We start from the raw sequence: 19,354 nt of genomic DNA on the forward strand, positions 1-19,354 counted from the left end.
TTATTTAGTTTGAATGCTTCACAAAAAACAAAACGATAAATGATACAATAACAAGAGCGATAGTAATGATGCTTATTATCTGTTGATTTTTCTGCCTTTTAATATTTTCACTATTAAAGGTTTCAATTGAGTTTATCATTTTATCCTGAAAAGAATTTAAAGCCTGTGCTTGCTTTTCTACCGCTTCTCTCAGCCTGTCTTTCACATTGCTTTCAACCAAATCTAATCTGCCTTGCACATTTTGAATAGCAGCAGAAATCCCAGCGATATTAGCGTCTAATTTATCTATGCGGATCGGTAAATTGAGATCAAAAATTGCTTTGCCAGTATCATCTGCGATTTGCTTTGTATTTCTTTCAATTTCTTTATAACCCTCACTAATGCTTTTTGTGACTGACTTCTCAAATTCATCTATTTTTTCAGGAATTTTCTTTTTGTTTATTCCGTCTGCTAATTCCTGATTTGATTTTACTGATATATCTATCCCACTTTGAAGTTTTGAAAATCTACCGTCAAAATCTGCCTGTGTGATTGCATTAGCTGCTTTTTGGACCTCTGCGATTGTGGCTTCTTTTATCTCATTGAGGTTCTTGATGGTGTCTTTGACCGTAGCTTGGATATTATCCAATCGCTCAGGAAAATTGACAGTATCAATCTTTTGAATAACTGCCCAAACAGCATCAGATAATTGAATAAAGGAATTATAAGTATCTCTTAATTCCTTTACTCGATGGTTAAAATTGTCTTCTGCTATATTAACTGCTTCAACAGCTTTGCCGACTTGTGATTTGGCATTGTTGAGATATTCAACTGAAGATTTGAATTGAGAAAGCTGTTTTTGCAATTCCTCCATTTCGGCATTTATCTGTTGTACTACTGCATTAGCCATATTAGTCAAGAATTTGGTTTAGTGAACGTAAAGTAGATGAAGCCAATTTGATTGGTTTTAGTAAGCGTTTGATCATTATTGAACTGAAGTCAAATACAAAATCGTATTTCGCCATGTAATGATCTAATTCAAGATTTTTTTCTTTCAATTTTACCACAAAATCATCGAATATTTTTTCAAGCTTTTTATCATTTATACCAGGTTCTTTATCACTTATGTTAAAAAAAGCATCCTGCATTAATCCTTCAGCCTCATGCAAAAATCTTGGGTTTTTATACTCCAACATGTAAAGCGTAAAAGCATTCAGTAAAAGCAAAGTGTAACTATCTGGCTGATTGCTTAACATTCTTGCACATGCCCCTCTTAAATGCTTAATGTTATCAATTTGACCGGCTTTGGGATCTTCTTCTACAATCTCTATGAATTGCCATACCCATTTCAAATCATCTTCCTTTCCATAGTTTGTTAGGTCAGGTAATGATGCATTAATTTCTTTTCCTTCCTCATTTGTGTAAGAATAACCACTTCTTGCATATTTCGAGTTGAAATAGAGATCAATAAAGTTCTTCAGTTCTATGCTTCCTCTATCTAATCCGAGGCGGCAAGCTGTTTTCATATCATGGATTGCCAATTGTCTCTTCTTTTGAATTTCGTTATAAACAAAGCGTACTAAGAAGTGAAGGCATTTCCGAATTGTCGTGTCTTCGTCAATCGCATTAAGCCCTTTGAGTTTTGCAGTTGTGGATTTTTCTGAATAATATTTTAGAAGATATTCTTTCAAGCAATCCTTGTATTGTTTATCCGTCTTTTTTACCCCCGATAGTGTGAATGTGTTTGCTGAAAAATTTACTGTATAATCATCAATTATACCCAATGTTGAAAGCCTGTATATGGCTTTTTCAGTGTCCATTTTATCCCTGTAACCATTATACAAATCGAAAAACATTCTGTAAGCTGTTCCTGGCGGGTTGCCTTTTGTAATATCTCTTTGTTTACATAACTGCTCAAAGTTTAGTTTACTGCCTGTAAATTTTAAATAATGATTTTCCACTTCTTCAATAAATGCATCTGCATCAGTGCAACCTGCTTTTATTTTCTGAACTGTAGCTTCATTGAAGTTGTTATGAACTACTTTTTGCAGCCATTTTGTAATTGTCTTTACCCGTTCTTTTACATTGTTATAAAAACCTATTGTAACGCTAAATTTCTCTCCGGTTCTTTTTGCTTCTATCAGTTTTTCAATCCCTATTTTTTTGTCACTCCTTTGTATCCACAAATAGGCCGGCTCAGTAAGGGTTTGAGCATCTATATGTTCTTTAATAATTTGAAATATTTTTTGAGACAACTCTGGATCAATCGTATTGTCATTCACTCCATACAATCCGTTTAAATCAAAATACCCCAGCTTTTCTGTAAAGCTAAACCCTACATATAATCTTTTTAGATTTTCTCTTTCCCAATAGTTACACTTAACCTCTACATCAAGTTGCTGTACAATAATATTTTCTATCTCAAAAGTTCTATCAGGAAAATAAATCTCAGTCAACAATTCATCTAAGACTGCTAATTCTTTACTTACGCCTTTAAATGAATTTCGATGGAAGTACATATTAACCTCCAAATCATGATCTATATCTTCCCCTTGAAGTTTTGTTGATTGGTCATTAAACAGGATGTATGATAAGGCTAATTTTCTATCTCTACCTGCCCTACCCGCTTCTTGGACATAGCTTTCAATTGAGCCGGGATAATTAACATGTATGGTGTAACGTATATTCTCTTTATCTATACCCATACCAAAAGCCTTTGTTGCGACCATCAGGTTCAATTTACTTTTGATAAAATCATCTTGGTTCTGAAATGATGCTTCCTGAATTAATTTTGCAGTTCCGTCATCATCACTACTGCTACCCATAAAATAACCTGCCTTTATTGAAGGCTGGGCAGATAAAACATCAAAATAACCTTCTCGAATAACCGGGGCTCCATCTTTACCAATTTTGTATTTATCTGTCACCCCATAATTTCCTTTTGTATGAGGACAAAACACTAACGCCCCATAAGCCTTTTCATAAAACTCATTAGGGCTATAACCGTCAATGCAGATGTTTTGAAAAGAACTTTGCTTCTTTTCCTGATCTAAAGCCCATTCTTCTTCATCGAAAACTGAATAGGGGTTTTGCATCATTTGCGAAAGCTTATCTGGTACATCTTCCAAAAGTGCTTTAACTCTTTCCTGCTTTTTACCGCCAAGCTCCTTTTTCAAATCCCAAATTGTATTAATATTGGCAGTTGAAAATGTAACTTCCTCTACTACAAATTGCAGTTCATCTCGTTTGGTAAATTCAGATCGTACAATTGCATCTTCATCTAATCTTTTTGTTTCATCATTACCAGATAACTCTCGTTGTACATCAGCTAAAACATCATAAGATGCAGTTGCTGTTAAACCAAATATTGGCAGAGTATCAAGATTAGCTGTTTTACAAAATCTCATTGCATTTTCACCAAGACGTAAATATGCAGTTCTGAAGTCATGCCCCCACTCTGACACACAATGAGCTTCATCTACAACACAGTAACTAAAATAGATGTGCTGTCCAAACATATCTTGCAACATGTTTCTGAACTCTTCCATTTGTAAACGTTCTGGTGAAACAAAAACAAACTGAGCTTCACCCTCTGCCATTTTTCGCATGGCTTTCCTTTTGACTTCTCCTTGCTGAGTTGAATTAATAAACACACAGCTATTAATGAAATTTCTATTAAGCCCATCTACCTGGTCTTTCATCAATGAACGTATAGGATCAATAATAATGCAAACACCTGGTTGAAGTAATGCTGATAATTGATATGTCAAAGATTTGCCACCACCGGTTGGCAACAAACCAATAACACTTTTACATTGCAAAGAAGTATGAATGATTGGAAGCTGCCCCTCTCTAAAATCCTTCTTTCTGAATATAGATTGAAGAAAAAACTGCAAGTTAGTTTTTAGCTTATCATCAATAAGCCATTTTTCTTCCAATGTTTTTTTTGCAAAGGCATGGTATTTCACCAATGCAGAAGTAGCTGTTTTCTGCTTGCTGTTTATATAATGAGCACTGCGAATTGTCAATACTTCCTTCGCAGATGTTATTAGCGTAGCCGCTGGCATCGTACGTTGCAAAATGGCTATATCCAAAACTAAATCATACCGTTTCTTCGTATCAAACAACCCTATGTCTTTAGTTGTATTTGAGCAATGTAAAGTTGAGTTGATAAATTCCGAACTACTAAATACATCGAGTTTAATAGTTGGTAATATAAAACTATCATCCGTCAGGTTGTTATAATTTTTAATTACTTCTTTTAAATCTTCCAATGCAATGAAGGCAAATGGAATATCTCTTTCTATAACAGCAATATCCCATTCGGAAGCTAATGCAGATAATTTACCATGAGCCAAAGCTTCGATAATCATTCGTTGAAAACGAGCAATAGCAAAAGGGCTTAATGTAAGTGATAGAATTTCTTTTGTGTCGTTTGCAGATAATAAAGAATTTGTGTAGTTGTATTTTAAAATCTGTATATAATCAACATTGAATGATGGAAGTACTAAGTTCTTAATCTTGCTTTCAAAATTGTTGGTATTAAAATCTGAAGTTTTTAATCGAACCGCATTGTACCAGCCCGATAATGAAATTGCCTTATCTCTTTCTGTATCAAGGTACATCTGCTCACTGTTGTTATGTTGTGAACCATCTACTTCAATTACAATTCCTGATAACTGATTTTCATTTATATATGGAAATTCAATTGAAAAATCTGTTCGTTGCTCTTCAAAGTTTCTTCTTACTTTTTCCTGTAATGTTTGCTGCGGCATCTTCTCATTTATAATATTGCTTATCTTTCTTTGAGTAGCTAATAACTGAATGATGAATTCACCACCTTGTCCTATTGCGTCCGGAAATGATTTGAAAAAAAAATCTTCTTCAAACTGACTATCTAATCTTTCCCAACTATGCAAATAATTATTTCGCCCAGAATTACGGTTAATTCTTGAATCAATTACATGTAGACATCTATAAATTATTTGCGGTAAGTTTTGGTGAATGCCATGCGCCCATTTTATGCCAATTGAATGTTCGGTATTGTTCCATTGAATTAAGGAAGAAGCTTCTACCATCATTTCAAGGGCTTTAATATTCAGCCTTGTTGGTAACCCTCGTTGAAGAAGATTGACAAATACGGCTTGATGATGTAAATATGTTGTAGGGGAAGTTAAAAAATCTGTTTCCGATTGAACATCAAAATGTGACAGCCAATAACATAAGTTAGCTGTATTATTTCGCTGCTCTGAACCATCTTCAAATGTTTCCAGAAGATGATCGAGTATAAAGCCAGCCTTAAATTGCTTTAAGTGCATATTTTCACATTATTAATGATCTATTTTCCTGATCCCCAAAATTTTGTCTTAGTCTTGAATATGGTGCTTTATTAACACTTTGCCAATGTCACTATATAGGATCTACTAAGTTTAATGAGATTTAAGTTAATAATTTAATCATCAATTCGGCGATTTTTTTTATGGTACATCGATTTGGTTATCTAAATATTAGCCATAGAGGGTAAGGGGTTTTATTAAAGAATTAGATTTTTACTTTTTATAACTTGCTAAAAAGCTATGCAACATCAAAAAAATCGACGGCCGGATGCTTATTATATAGATCGTTACGACAGTAGTACAATTAAATTACTCAAAGAAATCGAAGCAAAAAAAGAGCGTTGCCAGGATAAAATTAGTAGTGAATATTTTTCTGCTTACATAGATTTTATCAATACAGGCGTTTTTCACGCAAGACGAAAAAAACAAACAATTGAAGAATGGATAAGGAAAGATGAAAATGATGATATTTTAATTGAAACAACACCAATCCCTCAAAATATCAAATGCAATAAATGTGCGACAGTAATGCGGTTTGAAAGGTTTATATGTATTTATGATAACCCGCCTATTTTATTTGATTTTGTGTGCCACTCAAAATCTTGTAAAGAAAGAAAGCTTATTTATCCTGATGGACATGAATATTACATTCATAAAACCGAAAAACATTGCAGTGTCTGTAATTCACCCGCTAAAACAACAGTTAAGAAAACAAAGGAAAAAATATCTTTCATTGAAACCTGCCCTCAGTGCGGTATTATTTCAACGGAACATTACGATATTAACGAAGATCCGATTGATGAAAATAACCGGAAAAAATATTGCACTGATTTTATTAATCAGAATACTTTCTGGGAAGATTTACAAAAACTTGGGGAAGTATTTATGATAATTGAGGAGGAAAGAAAAAATAAAGATAAAAAGGAAAAAATTGGATTAAATGATATTAACATACTTACTGTACATCAACTCGAACAAAAACTCTCTACATTATTTAATAGTCTGGGCTATCAGAAATTTCGGTTGGGGACTCCTTCGTTAGGTAAATATTTAACAATAACCTTTACAACATTAGATTCTACAATAAGGACTGAACGAGAGAGTACGAAGATGCTTCTAAAGCAACTTGTTGCTTGCTTACTGCCAACTAATTGGAGGGTAATTAATAAAGAAATTACCTATAGGTTAGGCATTCTTACTGGAATTTTAAAAGCCTATGAAACAGATGAGGATTTAAAAAAGATCGCATTACAGATTTTAAAGGAGAAACTTAATCAGGTTAAAAATTAGAGATAATAACTATGTAATAATCAATCAAATAATGTGTTTTGCGGAGATTATATGCGTTATTCTCCGCAAAATATTGATAAAAATGCGGTGAATAATGCCTAAATTCACCGCATAATGTATATCCATCAATTAAATAACTGGCCGGAATTTACTTGGGACCAAGCTAAAATAGCCGATTTATTGGCGTCTATTCGCTATAAACAAGGTAAGTTATTGGGTAGAATGGAAAGTTTGGGATTTGCCCTTCAGGCAGAAGCAACTCTTAAAACATTAACTCTTGATGTTATAAAATCCAGTGAAATAGAAGGAGAGCTTTTGAATGTGGATCAAGTGAGATCGTCTATTGCCAGGCGTTTAGGAATGGATATAGCGGGATTGATTCCTGCAGATAGAAATGTTGAAGGAGTTGTAGAAATGATGTTGGATGCAACGCAAAACTATTTACTACCTCTTACGGACCAACGATTATTTGGTTGGCATGCATCGTTGTTTCCTACTGGTTATAGTGGTATGTATAAAATTATTGTTGGCAATTGGAGAGATAATACAAAGAATGACCCTATGCAAGTAGTTTCAGGACCGATGGGTAGAGAAAAAATTCATTATGAGGCTCCTGGATCTGAACTGCTGCAACATGAAATGAAACAATTCTTTGAGTGGTTTAATAATAACAATACAATAGACGCTGTAATAAAAGCCGCAATTGCTCATTTATGGTTTGTTACTATTCACCCATTTGGTGATGGCAATGGAAGAATCGCCAGAGCTATTGCAGATATGCAATTAGCCAGAACTGACAATACATCTCAGCGTTTTTACAGCATGAGTGCCCAAATAAGAAAGGAGCGTAATGCATATTATGATATTTTAGAAAGTACACAAAAAGGCTCATTAGATATAACGGAGTGGATTTATTGGTTTCTTGGATGTTTAGATAGAGCGATAGACGCTACAACAGAGAATCTCTCAACTATTTTGCAAAAGGCAAAATTTTGGGATAAGTATGCGTCTACCCCTTTAAATCCTCGTCAGATTTTAATGCTCAATAAATTATTAGATGGCTTTAATGGTAAACTGAATACATCTAAATGGGCAAAAATTGCTAAAACATCTCAGGATACTGCACTGAGAGATATTCAGGATTTAATGGAGAAAGGGATATTGATCAAAGAAGAGGGAGGAGGAAGAAGTACAAGTTACAAATTGCCAGGTTAATCCGGTGCCCCCAAACTTATTTATTGCCACGCGGAGCAGCTTGAATTGGAATTGGAATCTGAACCTGTTTTTGTTGCTTGACAAATGCATTTCCATTGTGATTACAAATGATTTTTACTGCCACATTTAAATTTATCATAATTGCGTGGAAGACAGAGAGCACAGACTCTTGTAATTCTTGCGACTCTTCCAAATCACTTATTTTAAGACCTAAATTCTTTGCATCGATATTATTTATATGCTTAGAATGAGTTTTGAAATTACCATGATTGGATAAATGTTCGGCTATTTTTGAAGCTTTACTTCCATCTTCACCTTTAAACATGAAATTGTTCAACCAACTTTCGACCAACTGTCTACCAAAAGTTATTTGATTATTGCATTGAATCAATAATGCAGGACCATATTGATTTAGCATAGGAAGCCATGTACTTAACAATTTAGGATTGTCTACAATTTCTTTTTGAGCTTTTTCAAATTGCTCAATGATAGCATGAGCAGGAACAGATTGGTATCCGTTAGGCGTCGGTAAAATAAATTGCGGGTCTATCGGCCCTATAAATGAATGCTTGCCCATTAGAATTTCATCAGCAGAACAAGCAAGCATTGTTCCTGCTGACATAGCCGCCTGAGGAATAATGATTCTAATGTTGTCAAATTTTTGGCGTAAGTATGAAACAATCGCTTCAGTAGCTTCAGCAGAACCACCACCAGTATGAAGAATTAAATCTAAATTTTTATTTTTAAGTCCATGTATAGCCTCCATAAATCCTTGTAAATCTTCGTCAATAATGGATACTAAATTTGGAGGGGCATCACCAGAAGTCCACTTAGAAGCATATACTATAACATCTCTACCTGTTAATGCGCATAATTGTTGTAAATACTTTTGACGAACCTTATCAAATGGATTAGCAATTCCAGCCCTTTGTTCGGCTTGGACTTCATTTAAAATTTGTCCCCAAGTTGGCATACTACTAATTTAAGTGGTTATTATTAAGAAGAGTTATAGCAAACAAGTTAGCCTACATGATTTGAGGTTGTAATTACTGGAGGTTGGTTTAGAATAGCAATGTATTCTTCATAACTTTCTATAGATATTTTATTCTCATTAAAGTTTTCCATTGTTTGTGATAATTCTGGATAAAGCTCATTGCCTAACTTATTAAAATCGTCAAATATTTTTTTGAAATCTTGAGGTTGAAGAATTTCATTTTCTTGATGCATTTCTAAATTTTTATAGTTTATAATGACTCAAATGCCGGTTAAAATTTTGATAATGGGTACTATTGATTTTGGGGAAATTCTGGCATTTCACAGATATTGGCGCAGAAACAATGCCAATATAAAATCATTTTTTCATTTATTCGACTTTTTATCCTACAAATGCAAAGCTACGTGACTTTTAGATAAAAAGTAAGTTAATTCCCCGTCATTCTGGTTACAAATAAAGAACAAATGCTCGGCTAAAACAATAGGTAAATCAAGCTAATTAACATAAATGCAGCGTTGTTAATAAAAGTAGTTGATTCATTTAGCAAGAGTTATATGAAAAATTCATTGTTTATCGAGTTAACAGGTTTTTACTTGAGTCTTTAATTTTGTGAGTATCAACAATGTTTAAGGCATATTGCCGGGATGTGTTGAGGGATATTGAAGCAGTTTGTAAAGTGGTAGATTTCTTGTCTCAAAGTATATTTTGTGTAAATCAGTCAAATTTTTATTACGAATAATGTTATTATTCATTATTCATCCCATTAATAAATGTTTCTACAAAATCTATAATACGCTTTAAAATTCTATCTCCTAATTTCTTACGTTGTAATAGCCCTGGCTTTTCTCCTTCTATAAGATCCAATACCTCATCTCTTAATGGTTCTCTTTCTGCAAACAGATAGTCTTCAATAAGCTTTTCAGTTTTTTCATAAGAAAGCTTTTCTTCCTTTACTAATGAGTTAAATGCCTTTTTCTGCTCTTCGCTCCAATATTTATCAAACTCTTGTGCTATATCGTCAGCATCAGTAATAACAGGCAAATTTTCCAAAATGAATTTTTCAATTAATTCCCGTTTGCTTCGAAGAGTTGTTTCTGTATTTAATAAATTAAAGATTTCTCTTTCTGCATTCGTGGTGTCTTTTTGAGTTTTTGATTTTAATTTAATTAAAAGCTGAATGATATATGCTACATTAATTTCATCACGGATAATTAGCTCTAACTCAAAATCAACATCATCTAAAATTGAAACCTTTTCCTTTTGAGTTTTTACTTTTTGCCATAGATCAAGGTATTTACTCTTAAAGTCTTCAAAAAGTTGCTCGCTCATTTTCATATCTTCCCATTTGAAGTCTGAAAAGGCTGTGAGTATATTTTTGATTCTCATTAAATCTCGGAAAGCTTTAATAAAAGAAAGCTCATCGTCTTCTGTTTCAAGGTCATTAACACTATCTGTGGTGGGTGTTATCTCTAATAGCTTTTCAAATGCATCATTAAATTTGGCAACATAATCCTCATATGGCTGCATAACAATTACTTCAATTGCCTCCTTATTACTGAAAAGAGTAATTGCTTCATCAGTTCTATTTTTTAAATTTCGGAAAGCAAGAATGTTACCTTGTGATTTCATTTCATTCAAAATACGATTAGTACGACTATATGCCTGTATTAGCCCATGATATTTTAAGTTTTTGTCAACATACAACGTATTAAGCTTTTTAGCATCGAAACCAGTTAGAAACATATTCACTACCAATAAAATATCAATACGATTATTTAAGTTTTCTGATTGTCGCTCTCTGTCTTTTAATTTTTTTGAAATGTCATTGTAATAATTATAAAAATCCTCGCTGGTTTTAGTGGAATATTTTGTGTCGTATAGTTCATTGTAATCTTCTATATACTCATCCAGTTTTTCACGACTATGAGCTTGCAACCCGTACAATGCTTTAGGTTCTTCAACAACTGAAAGTTCATCAGGTAAAAATCCATTAGCATCAGCATCATCTTCGTTAGCGGCATAACTGAAAATGGTAGCTATATTTAGATTGTGTTCACCTGCTAATTTTTTTCGTTTGAATATATCATAATACTTAATAAGACATTTCACACTATCAACAGCAAACATTGCTGAAAAATCACGATTGTGTGTCTTCCGATTATGATGAGCAATAATATAATCAGCAATCTTTTCCAACCTGGTCGAATCTTCCATTAATTCTTGAGTATCTATATCCTCCACTTCGATATCAATTGTGGTTGCAGTATCTTTTTGCTTGTATTTACCAACATACTCGACTGAAAATTTGAGTACGTTTTCATCTTTAATTGCATCAGTGATTACATATTTATGAAGACAATCTTCAAACAGGTCTTTTGTCGTCCGTTTGCCTAATTCGTTTTTATTGGCGTTATCTGCAAAAATAGGAGTGCCTGTAAACCCAAACATTTGAGCTTCTCCGAAATATTCTTTTATACGTTTATGCGTATCCCCAAACTGACTTCTATGACACTCATCAAAAATGAAGATGATTCGTTTGTCTTTCAGTTCTGCCATCTTCTTTTCATACTTCAATTTGCTTATCGCAGTGTTGAGCTTTTGAATAGTGGTTACAATTAATTTTGTCTCCTTAGCTTCTCCTTTTTTATCAATATATGTATCTATGAATTGTTTTACTAAATTGCTCGTATTATCAGTTCCATCAATACATCCATCACTAAAACTATTGAACTCTTTGGTAGTTTGATAATCTAAGTCTTTTCTGTCTACAACGAAAACCACTTTATGGACCTCGGGCATATCCATTAAAATTTGACTGGCTTTAAAACTGGTCAATGTCTTTCCCGAACCTGTAGTATGCCATATATAGCCATTTCTGATAGAGTTCTTTACCCGTTCAATTAAAGCTTCAACTGCATAAAACTGGTAAGGACGTAATACCATTGGGATTTTATAAGCCTCATTTAATACAATGTATTTACATATCATTTTGCTGATATGGCAAGGTTCTAAAAAGGCATCCGTAAAACCATTCAAAATATTAGTTAGACGTTTGTTTTCTACATCCGTCCAATAGAATGTCTGTTTGAAACTTTGATTACGGTTATTTGCATAATACTTTGTATTTACTCCGTTGCTAATAACAAAGATTTGAACATACTGGTATAGCGCCGAATTTGCAGCAAAGGAGTGGCGTTGATAACGATTTATTTGATTGAAAGCCTCTTTCAGTTCTAATCCTCTTCGCTTGAGTTCTATTTGAACCAGAGGAAACCCATTTATTAATAAAGTAACATCATATCTATTTTTGTATTTACCTTCCTGAGCTACTTGATTAGTTACTTGGTATTGATTTTGGCACCAATGTTTGGTATTTAAGAATTCGAAATAAAGATTATCTCCGTTATCCCGTACAATATGCTGTTTTTGTCTAAGGGCCTTTGATTTTTCAAATACCGATCCCTTGTTGAGAATATTTAATACTTTCTCAAATTCACTATCTGAAAGGCTAAAATTGTTATGTTTTTCTAATTGCTTTTTAAGATTATCTAAAAGACTTGCTTCATCAAAAATTGAAATATATTGATAGCCCAATTTTTGTAATTGGGCTATCAATTTCTCTTCTAATATTTGTTCAGATTGTTTCGACATAAGTAGATCCTAAAGAAACGAATATACTAATTTTAGAAGCTCATGATTGTATATACGCTTAATAATCATTTTAAACCTCGGAACATCTGATCAATTGCTTTCTTTTTTTGTTCTAAATTGGGGTGTACATATAAGTTTAATGTTGTGCTAATATTTGAATGCCCTAATAATACGCTTACTGTTTTATAATCGCACTTACTTTCAATACATCGGGTTGCAAAACTGTGTCGTAATCCGTGAAATTTTAATTCCGGCATATCCAATTCTTTCATGAGCTTTTTATAATAGCTTCTATAGGTTCTTGGCTCTGTTGGTTTTGCTTCATTTGTTAATATAAAAAAGGTGTTGTTTACGATTTTTTTTACGGGCTTTAGCATTTTTAATAACTCTTTACTTAAAGGGATTTCCCGAATAGAATTTTTGGTTTTAGGGGCATCAAGTACAAGCTCTGTTTTACGAACACCTTTTTCTATTATATAGATGCGCTGTATCGTCCTTTTTACTTTGATAATTGCAGCATCAATATCAATATCTTCCCAAGTAAGAGCGCATATTTCTCCAATACGCATGCCTGAACATAGACAGATATATATTCCTAAATTTCTAAAAGTGAAATGTTCCTGGATGTGGTTCATTAACTTTTTTTGATTAGTTCTACTAAATACTTCAACATTATGTTTTTCTCTTTCAGTTGGAAATTGGATATTGAATTGTGAATATTTTAACCATTTGTTTTTTGCCCCAAATTTCAGCACCATCTTCAGGACAATCAAAATATCCTTAATAGTTTTCTGGCTTAACCCATGCTCTAATTTTCCAAGAACAAATGTTTGTACTTCTAACTCTTCAAGTTTGTACTTGCTCCCAAATGCTGGCGCCAAGTGATTTTCCAGTAGTAGAGCATAAGCTGAAAAACTGGATTTTTTTACATACATTTTTTTGTCTTCTTTCCATAGTTCAATGATCTCTGAGATTCTTTTTTGTTGATTCATAAATTTTGATTTAAAGATTTTATCCTAATGCCAAAAGATATGAATAAACGATTTTAACAAGGACGAAAAATCTTTAAGGTTCCAAATTTGAGATTCCCGGGATTTGAGGATAGTTTTTGGACTAACAGCAAAATTGGTGAGATTTTAAAAATAGGTAGTGGTAGAGATTATAAACATTTGCAAGAAGGAAATATTCCTGTTTTTGGAACAGGCGGATATATGACTTCTGTTAACGAATATCTTTTTGATGGTGAAACTGTTTGTATAGGAAGAAAAGGTACTATTAATAAACCATTTTATTACAATGGGAAATTGTGGACGGTTGATACATTATTTTATACCCACTCTTATAAAGATATTATACCAAAATTTCTATTTTATGTTTTTGAACAAATAAATTGGTTAAAGTATAATGAGGCGTCTGGAGTTCCAAGCCTCTCAAAAAACACAATTGAGCAAATTGACGTTTTCATTCCATCAAAAAATGAACAAAATAAAATTGCATCACTTCTCTCATTGCTTGACAACAGAATTCAAACTCAAACCAAAATAATTGAAGAGCTTGAATCTTTAAGTAAAGGGCTAAGAGAAAAACTATTTTCGCAGCAGTTACGATTTAAAGATGATAAGGGGAATGAGTTTCCTGATTGGGAAGAAAAAAAATTGGAATATGTATGTGAGAAAAAGTCTTCAAACATTTCGGCAAATAAAATTGAAAACAATTTTGGCGAATATATTATTTATGGGGCTTCTGGTATTTTGAAAAAAGTCGATTTTTATGAAGAAGAATCCGATTATATAAGTATTGTAAAAGATGGAGCAGGAGTAGGTAGACTTTTTTATTGTAAAGGGAAGTCCTCTGTTTTGGGTACGATGGATATTATTAAACCTTCAAAATCGATTAATACTTACTTTTTGTTTTGCTTATTAAGCAATATTGATTTTACAGCATATGTCACTGGCAGCACAATTCCACATATTTATTTTAAAGACTATAAAAAAGAAAGATTGATTATTCCATCTATGGGAGAGCAGTTAAAGATTTCAAGTTTTCTTTCATCAATTAACCAGAAAATTAATATTGGAAAGAAATCATTACAGCAATATGAACATCAGAAAAAGTACTTTTTACAAAACATGTTTATATAAACATCTGCTGCAAAAAATATTTCTTTTGCTTTACTAACGATTCGAAAATTTTTATACTAATATTAATTTTCTGGTCAATCGATAACAACAATTTAGCAATTTTGATTTGTTCTTGTACTGAAGAAGGAATAATCAAAGGACATTTAAGCACCTCCTCTTTTCTTAAATTTGTTTGTCCTACTCCTGAATCAAAAGATAAATAATATTCATTACGATTCAGCATAAAATACAAAAAGGGATTATAACAATTAAATGCCTTCAACCCACAAATACGTTGATTCAATGTATATTTATTATTCTCATCAATTAGAAAACATTTAGCCAAAGCCTTGCCATTCGGAACATCGCTCATAACCATTACTATTTCATCTTTATATAATGGCATGATACATTCATTCGAATATTTTTTAACATCCCCTACTCGAGAAATAAATTTAGAATTTACAACAATGTACTTTCCGTTCTCATCAATATCATTTTCATGAGCTTTCCCATTTTTAAATTCAACAAGATTGCCTAATATTTTTTCTTCCCAATCAGGAAACTCATTCCCCTTATCATCTTTAAATCGTAACTGCTGCGAAAATAGTTTTTCTCTTAGCCCTTTACTTAAAGATTCAAGCTCTTCAATTATTTTGATTTGAGTCTGAATTCTGTTGTCAAGCAATGAAAGAAAAGATGAAATTTTTTTTTGTTCATCAATAGAAGGGAGGTTTATTTCAATTTTTTCAATTTCTGACTTACTGATTTCGGGAAATGTTGAGCCGTTTGAACGTTTTATTAATTCATATTTATTCTCTTTAATCCAATTGTAAATAAAAATATTATTATACCCTTTATCAACTACCAAAGATTGAAACCCCTGATTAGTAGTACATTCCTCAAGTGCGATTGATGCCTCTCCAATAGTTGCTCTTGTTGTCAACAAGATCGTTCCCTTTGGTAATATTTTAGCGGATGACTTTTTTAGCCCTAATTCACTAATTGTCCTTTCACTTTTAGAAACAAATCTGGTTTTTATCTCTGTTGGAGTAAACCATTGAATATTACCATTCCAGTATTCATTTTTATTTGTTTCTGGAGTTCCTCCCCCAATTACCTCACAAATCTCTCCTAATTTCTTTTCCACCCACCCCCCCTCAAATCCCGGGAATCTCAAATTTGGAACGTTAGCTTTATTTTTTCTTTTATCGATCATTAAATGACTTTATTTCTTTTCAGTAAAAATTAAGGATTAATGATCTTATTAAAAAACTAATCCCAATTCTGTAAAATAAACTTCGATTTGTTTATCTAATTCACTTCGTTTTGATTCCAGAGTTTTGATTTCATTCATCACTGCTTCAATATCAATTTCTTCTTCTTTCTCAAAAGTGTCGACATAACGAGGAATGTTAAGATTATACTCATTCTCTGCAATTTCCTTAATCGAAGCAGCATAGCTATATTTATCTATTGTTTCTCTGGTTCTATAGGTATCAATAATTTTAGCAATGTGTTTATCACGTAATATGTTTTGTGTTTTTACTTTTTCAAAATCATTACTTGCATCAATAAACAAAATATCATTGGGATTCTCACGACATTTCTTAAATACTAAAATACAGGTTGGTATACTGGTTCCGTAGAAAATATTTGCAGGTAGTCCAATTACCGCATCTAAATAATTTTTATTTTCAATCAGGTATTTTCGAATATGAAGTTCTGAAGACCCCCTAAATAAAACTCCATGTGGTAAAACAACTGCCATACAACCATTTTCAGCTAAATGATAAACCATATGCTGTACAAAGGCGAAATCAGCCTTACTGCTTGGAGCCAATTTCCCATATTGACTAAATCGATCGTCACTTGTAAATATTGGATTGGCGCTCCATTGGGCTGAAAATGGAGGATTAGCTACAATTGCTTCAAATTGTTTTTCGATGTGTTGCGGATGTTCAAGAGTGTCTTCTTGTTTGATATCGAATTTTCGGTAGTGCACTCCATGCAAGATCATATTCATTCGTGCAAGATTATAAGTAGTACGATTCATTTCCTGACCGTAAAAATTACTTACCTCTTTTACTTCTCTTGCAACACGAAGCAATAATGAACCTGAACCACAAGTAGGGTCATAAACGGATTTTAGCTTTTGCTTTCCTGTGGTAACAATTTTCGCTAAAATTTTTGAGACTTCTTGTGGAGTATAAAATTCTCCGGCTTTCTTCCCTGCGCCACTTGCAAATTGTCCGATTAGGTATTCATAAGAATCGCCTAAAACATCTGCTTCTGTATCTTTTAATTTAAAGTCAATTTTATCAAGGTGAGTTAGAACTTTTGCGATAATAGCATTTCTTGCTTCTGGAGTCTTTCCAAGTTTGGTGCTGTTCAGATCCATGTCTTCAAAGAGGTTATCAAAATCTTCTTCACTGTCAGTTCCCATAGTACTCAATTGAATATTAGTTAGGATTTTTTGCAAATCCTCTAAAATAAAATTGGTTTTTTTTTCATCAAATTTTTCTACATCTTCTTCATTTTTTCCTCTTCCACGTTTCGCTACCTCAGCAAAAAGCTCCTCAGGCGTTAGAAAATATCCTAATTTTTCCAATGCTTCGTCTTTAATGGCTGCTAAAAACTCTTTTGCTTGAGAGTTTTTCGGTGTAATATCTCGAAAAATGATTTTGTCTTGCTTCAGAATTTCATTGGCAAACATTTCCATTTTTTCACTCAGGTATTTATAAAAGATAAATCCCAGGATATAATCCCGGAACTCATCTGCATTCATTTTACCTCTTAAAGTATTAGCAATATTCCAAAGTTGTTGTTCGAGTAGTCGTTTTTGGTCTTCTGACATATTAGTTTAGGGAGTTCCGTTTTTGTTGAAAAATGAAGTATTGCAAAATACGGAATTAATTTGGACTCGATTTAACCTCATTTTCGATTAGTACTTTATACAAATAAAGGCTAAAGTGACTAAAAGATCATTATAAACCCTAACTTTAAAAGTAAAAATTCATGGTTCTATTATTACTTAAAGAGCAAAATTATATTGGGAATCTTTTCGAAATTGAAGCCCAAGATGATGATACAATTTGGTTATTTTTTGACGTTTTTGTTGGAAACCGTGATGTAATATCAAACTATACAACAGAAGGAATTCTAAAATATGAAACAGGGCTATTTAGAATGCGTTTTACAAATGAGCAGTTCTCTAATTTCTTTGGCAACAATGTTTCTAAGGCTCAGGGTATGGTCGACAATTGGTTTACACTAAATGGGCGGGGTATCAAAACTGATAATTCAATTGAAGCCAATTTTTATCCTTTTGATTTTGAAAATGAAGATCAAGTTCAAGTTGCTTACTTTAACAAAGGAGATATTACCGCAATCGGCAAAAGGAAAAGCGAAGACAAAGAATTTTTAAATATATTAAATACATTAGTCGATTTAAAAGATTTGTACAATAAGAATAGAACAAGTGATTTAATTGCTGACTTTGTAGAAAAAAGAAAAAGGGATGAATCTATTTCGGAAATAAATGTTGTTAGTTTTAATGTTGGGCAGGGTAATGCAACCGGAGTATTTGATAAACAATTTGATCCAATCTTTTATTATGATTTGGGCGGAGGTGCATATTGGAATAAAAAAACTTACCCAGTTGTAAAAAATTTTCCTGTAAACGGAAATCCACTAATAATCTTGTCACATTGGGATTTTGATCACTATGAATCCCTTAAAGCCAAGGTAGCAAGATATAATAACTGCAACATAATGGCCCCACTCCAAAAAACTACTCCAAGTATTAGAAAGTTTGCGGCAATGATTTCTACAAATCTCTATTTAATTGATAAAGAATTAGGAAAGGGTAAAAACTATGGATTTTTGAAGATGTTTAGATGTTCTGGTAAAAAACGAAACGATTCTGGAATAGGAATGATTTTGGATCTTCGAAAAAATGATAACATATCTAAAATTCTACTTCCAGGAGATTCCCAATATTTTTTTATTAAACAGGGAAAGGAGGTTGATGCAATATGTGTATCTCATCATGGGGGAAAAATATATAATAAAAAAGGATTTCCTAAACCAACTGAAAGAGGCAATGGTTATTGTGTCTATAGCTATGGTCAAGATAATACATATGATCACCCTCTTTCTGATTCGATTCAGGAACACATTAATAAGGGATGGGGGATTGATAGATTTTTGAAAAAATATTCGTTAAGTACCACGACTCATAATGTAATTTATAGCTCTGATATTAACGTTAGTGCTGCTTTTAATGCTTCAAATTTGAGTATACTTGGAACTTTCAATTCATTTCATGGGTTGGTATATAATCGTAATATAAGAATTAGAACAGTATTATCTTCAGTTGATAATGATTAGCAATTTTTGTAAACATCAAAATAATTTTGTTCAGTTTAAAACATAACGCTCTTTATAATTTTTAAAATAATTTCAATGGAAGTGCAAGATGAAGTTACATTTAGTAATAAAAGTGGGTATTCAATTGAATGGGGATACTCTACATGGTCAAAGAACGAGCCTCAAGATCAAAAAGACTGGTCAATCAGAAACAGGTATTCAAACCAGTATGGGGGCTTTAATATCCGTGGTTCAAGCGAAGTGCCCTGGGAAGATTTCAAGCTGATGATTTTTGAAAGCCTAAAACGTAATCATTTTGAAAAACAAGATCTGGCTGCAATGCTGAAAGGAATATCAGATTGTCTACTTAAAAACTATTAATCTAATCAACACAAGAC

The 19,354-nt window shown here is 32.6% G+C and carries 13 protein-coding genes; 5 read left to right on the plus strand and 8 right to left on the minus strand.

Translation table 11 applies throughout. From position 1 onward, the window contains the following. Positions 1-4 precede the first annotated feature (4 nt). Positions 5-889, minus strand: coding sequence for a hypothetical protein (locus ACQ33O_RS03830; RefSeq protein ID WP_430994238.1), 885 nt, complete (start codon positions 887-889; stop codon positions 5-7). Between the two features lies 1 nt (position 890). Continuing rightward, positions 891-5,297 carry a DEAD/DEAH box helicase gene (locus tag ACQ33O_RS03835; RefSeq protein ID WP_430994239.1) on the minus strand — a complete coding sequence of 1,469 codons (4,407 nt, stop codon included), beginning with the start codon at positions 5,295-5,297 and terminating at the stop codon, positions 891-893. A 258-nt stretch (positions 5,298-5,555) separates the two neighbouring features. On the opposite strand from ACQ33O_RS03835, the gene ACQ33O_RS03840 reads away from it, so the two are divergent. Then, entirely contained in the window at positions 5,556-6,605 is a 1,050-nt protein-coding gene (locus ACQ33O_RS03840; RefSeq protein WP_430994240.1) for a hypothetical protein, read from the plus strand. Between the two features lie 114 nt (positions 6,606-6,719). Continuing rightward, the gene (locus tag ACQ33O_RS03845; RefSeq protein WP_430994241.1) at positions 6,720-7,820 is read left to right on the plus strand and encodes a Fic family protein; all 1,101 of its coding nucleotides are present in this window, start codon (positions 6,720-6,722) and stop codon (positions 7,818-7,820) included. A gap of 16 nt (positions 7,821-7,836) precedes the next feature. Here ACQ33O_RS03845 and ACQ33O_RS03850 read toward each other — a convergent pair whose 3' ends face one another. From ACQ33O_RS03850 to ACQ33O_RS03865, 4 genes are all read right to left on the minus strand, one after another. Beyond that, positions 7,837-8,793, minus strand: a complete 957-nt coding sequence (locus ACQ33O_RS03850; protein WP_430994242.1) for an SDH family Clp fold serine proteinase — start codon at positions 8,791-8,793, stop codon at positions 7,837-7,839. A 47-nt stretch (positions 8,794-8,840) separates the two neighbouring features. Next, entirely contained in the window at positions 8,841-9,047 is a 207-nt protein-coding gene (locus ACQ33O_RS03855; protein WP_430994243.1) for a hypothetical protein, read from the minus strand. 511 nt (positions 9,048-9,558) lie between these two features. Next, positions 9,559-12,465, minus strand: a complete 2,907-nt coding sequence (locus tag ACQ33O_RS03860; protein ID WP_430994244.1) for a type I restriction endonuclease subunit R — start codon at positions 12,463-12,465, stop codon at positions 9,559-9,561. 65 nt (positions 12,466-12,530) lie between these two features. After that, a complete protein-coding gene (locus ACQ33O_RS03865; protein WP_430994245.1) occupies positions 12,531-13,457 on the minus strand; it encodes a tyrosine-type recombinase/integrase in 927 nt (308 codons plus the stop codon). A gap of 87 nt (positions 13,458-13,544) precedes the next feature. Here ACQ33O_RS03865 and ACQ33O_RS03870 point away from each other — a divergent pair, with 87 nt between their 5' ends. Further along, positions 13,545-14,606, plus strand: a complete 1,062-nt coding sequence (locus tag ACQ33O_RS03870; RefSeq protein WP_430994246.1) for a restriction endonuclease subunit S — start codon at positions 13,545-13,547, stop codon at positions 14,604-14,606. Here ACQ33O_RS03870 and ACQ33O_RS03875 read toward each other — a convergent pair. Further along, the gene (locus ACQ33O_RS03875) at positions 14,599-15,804 is read right to left on the minus strand and encodes a restriction endonuclease subunit S (protein WP_430994247.1); all 1,206 of its coding nucleotides are present in this window, start codon (positions 15,802-15,804) and stop codon (positions 14,599-14,601) included. The genes ACQ33O_RS03870 and ACQ33O_RS03875 overlap by 8 nt on opposite strands. Before the next feature lie 48 nt (positions 15,805-15,852). Beyond that, positions 15,853-17,442 (minus strand): type I restriction-modification system subunit M, encoded by a 1,590-nt coding sequence (locus ACQ33O_RS03880; RefSeq protein WP_430994248.1) that lies wholly within the window; start codon positions 17,440-17,442, stop codon positions 15,853-15,855. A gap of 161 nt (positions 17,443-17,603) precedes the next feature. Between ACQ33O_RS03880 and ACQ33O_RS03885 the strand changes: the two genes are divergently transcribed. Together ACQ33O_RS03885 and ACQ33O_RS03890 are read left to right on the plus strand one after the other, a co-directional pair. After that, positions 17,604-18,977: a hypothetical protein gene (locus ACQ33O_RS03885; protein ID WP_430994249.1), complete on the plus strand. Its 1,374-nt coding sequence runs from the start codon at positions 17,604-17,606 to the stop codon at positions 18,975-18,977. Between the two features lie 75 nt (positions 18,978-19,052). Then, positions 19,053-19,337 carry a hypothetical protein gene (locus ACQ33O_RS03890; RefSeq protein WP_430994250.1) on the plus strand — a complete coding sequence of 95 codons (285 nt, stop codon included), beginning with the start codon at positions 19,053-19,055 and terminating at the stop codon, positions 19,335-19,337. Positions 19,338-19,354 lie beyond the last annotated feature (17 nt).

Origin of the sequence: Ferruginibacter sp. SUN002 (genome assembly GCF_050611725.1) — a bacterium.
Classification (GTDB): Bacteria; Bacteroidota; Bacteroidia; order Chitinophagales; family Chitinophagaceae; genus Ferruginibacter.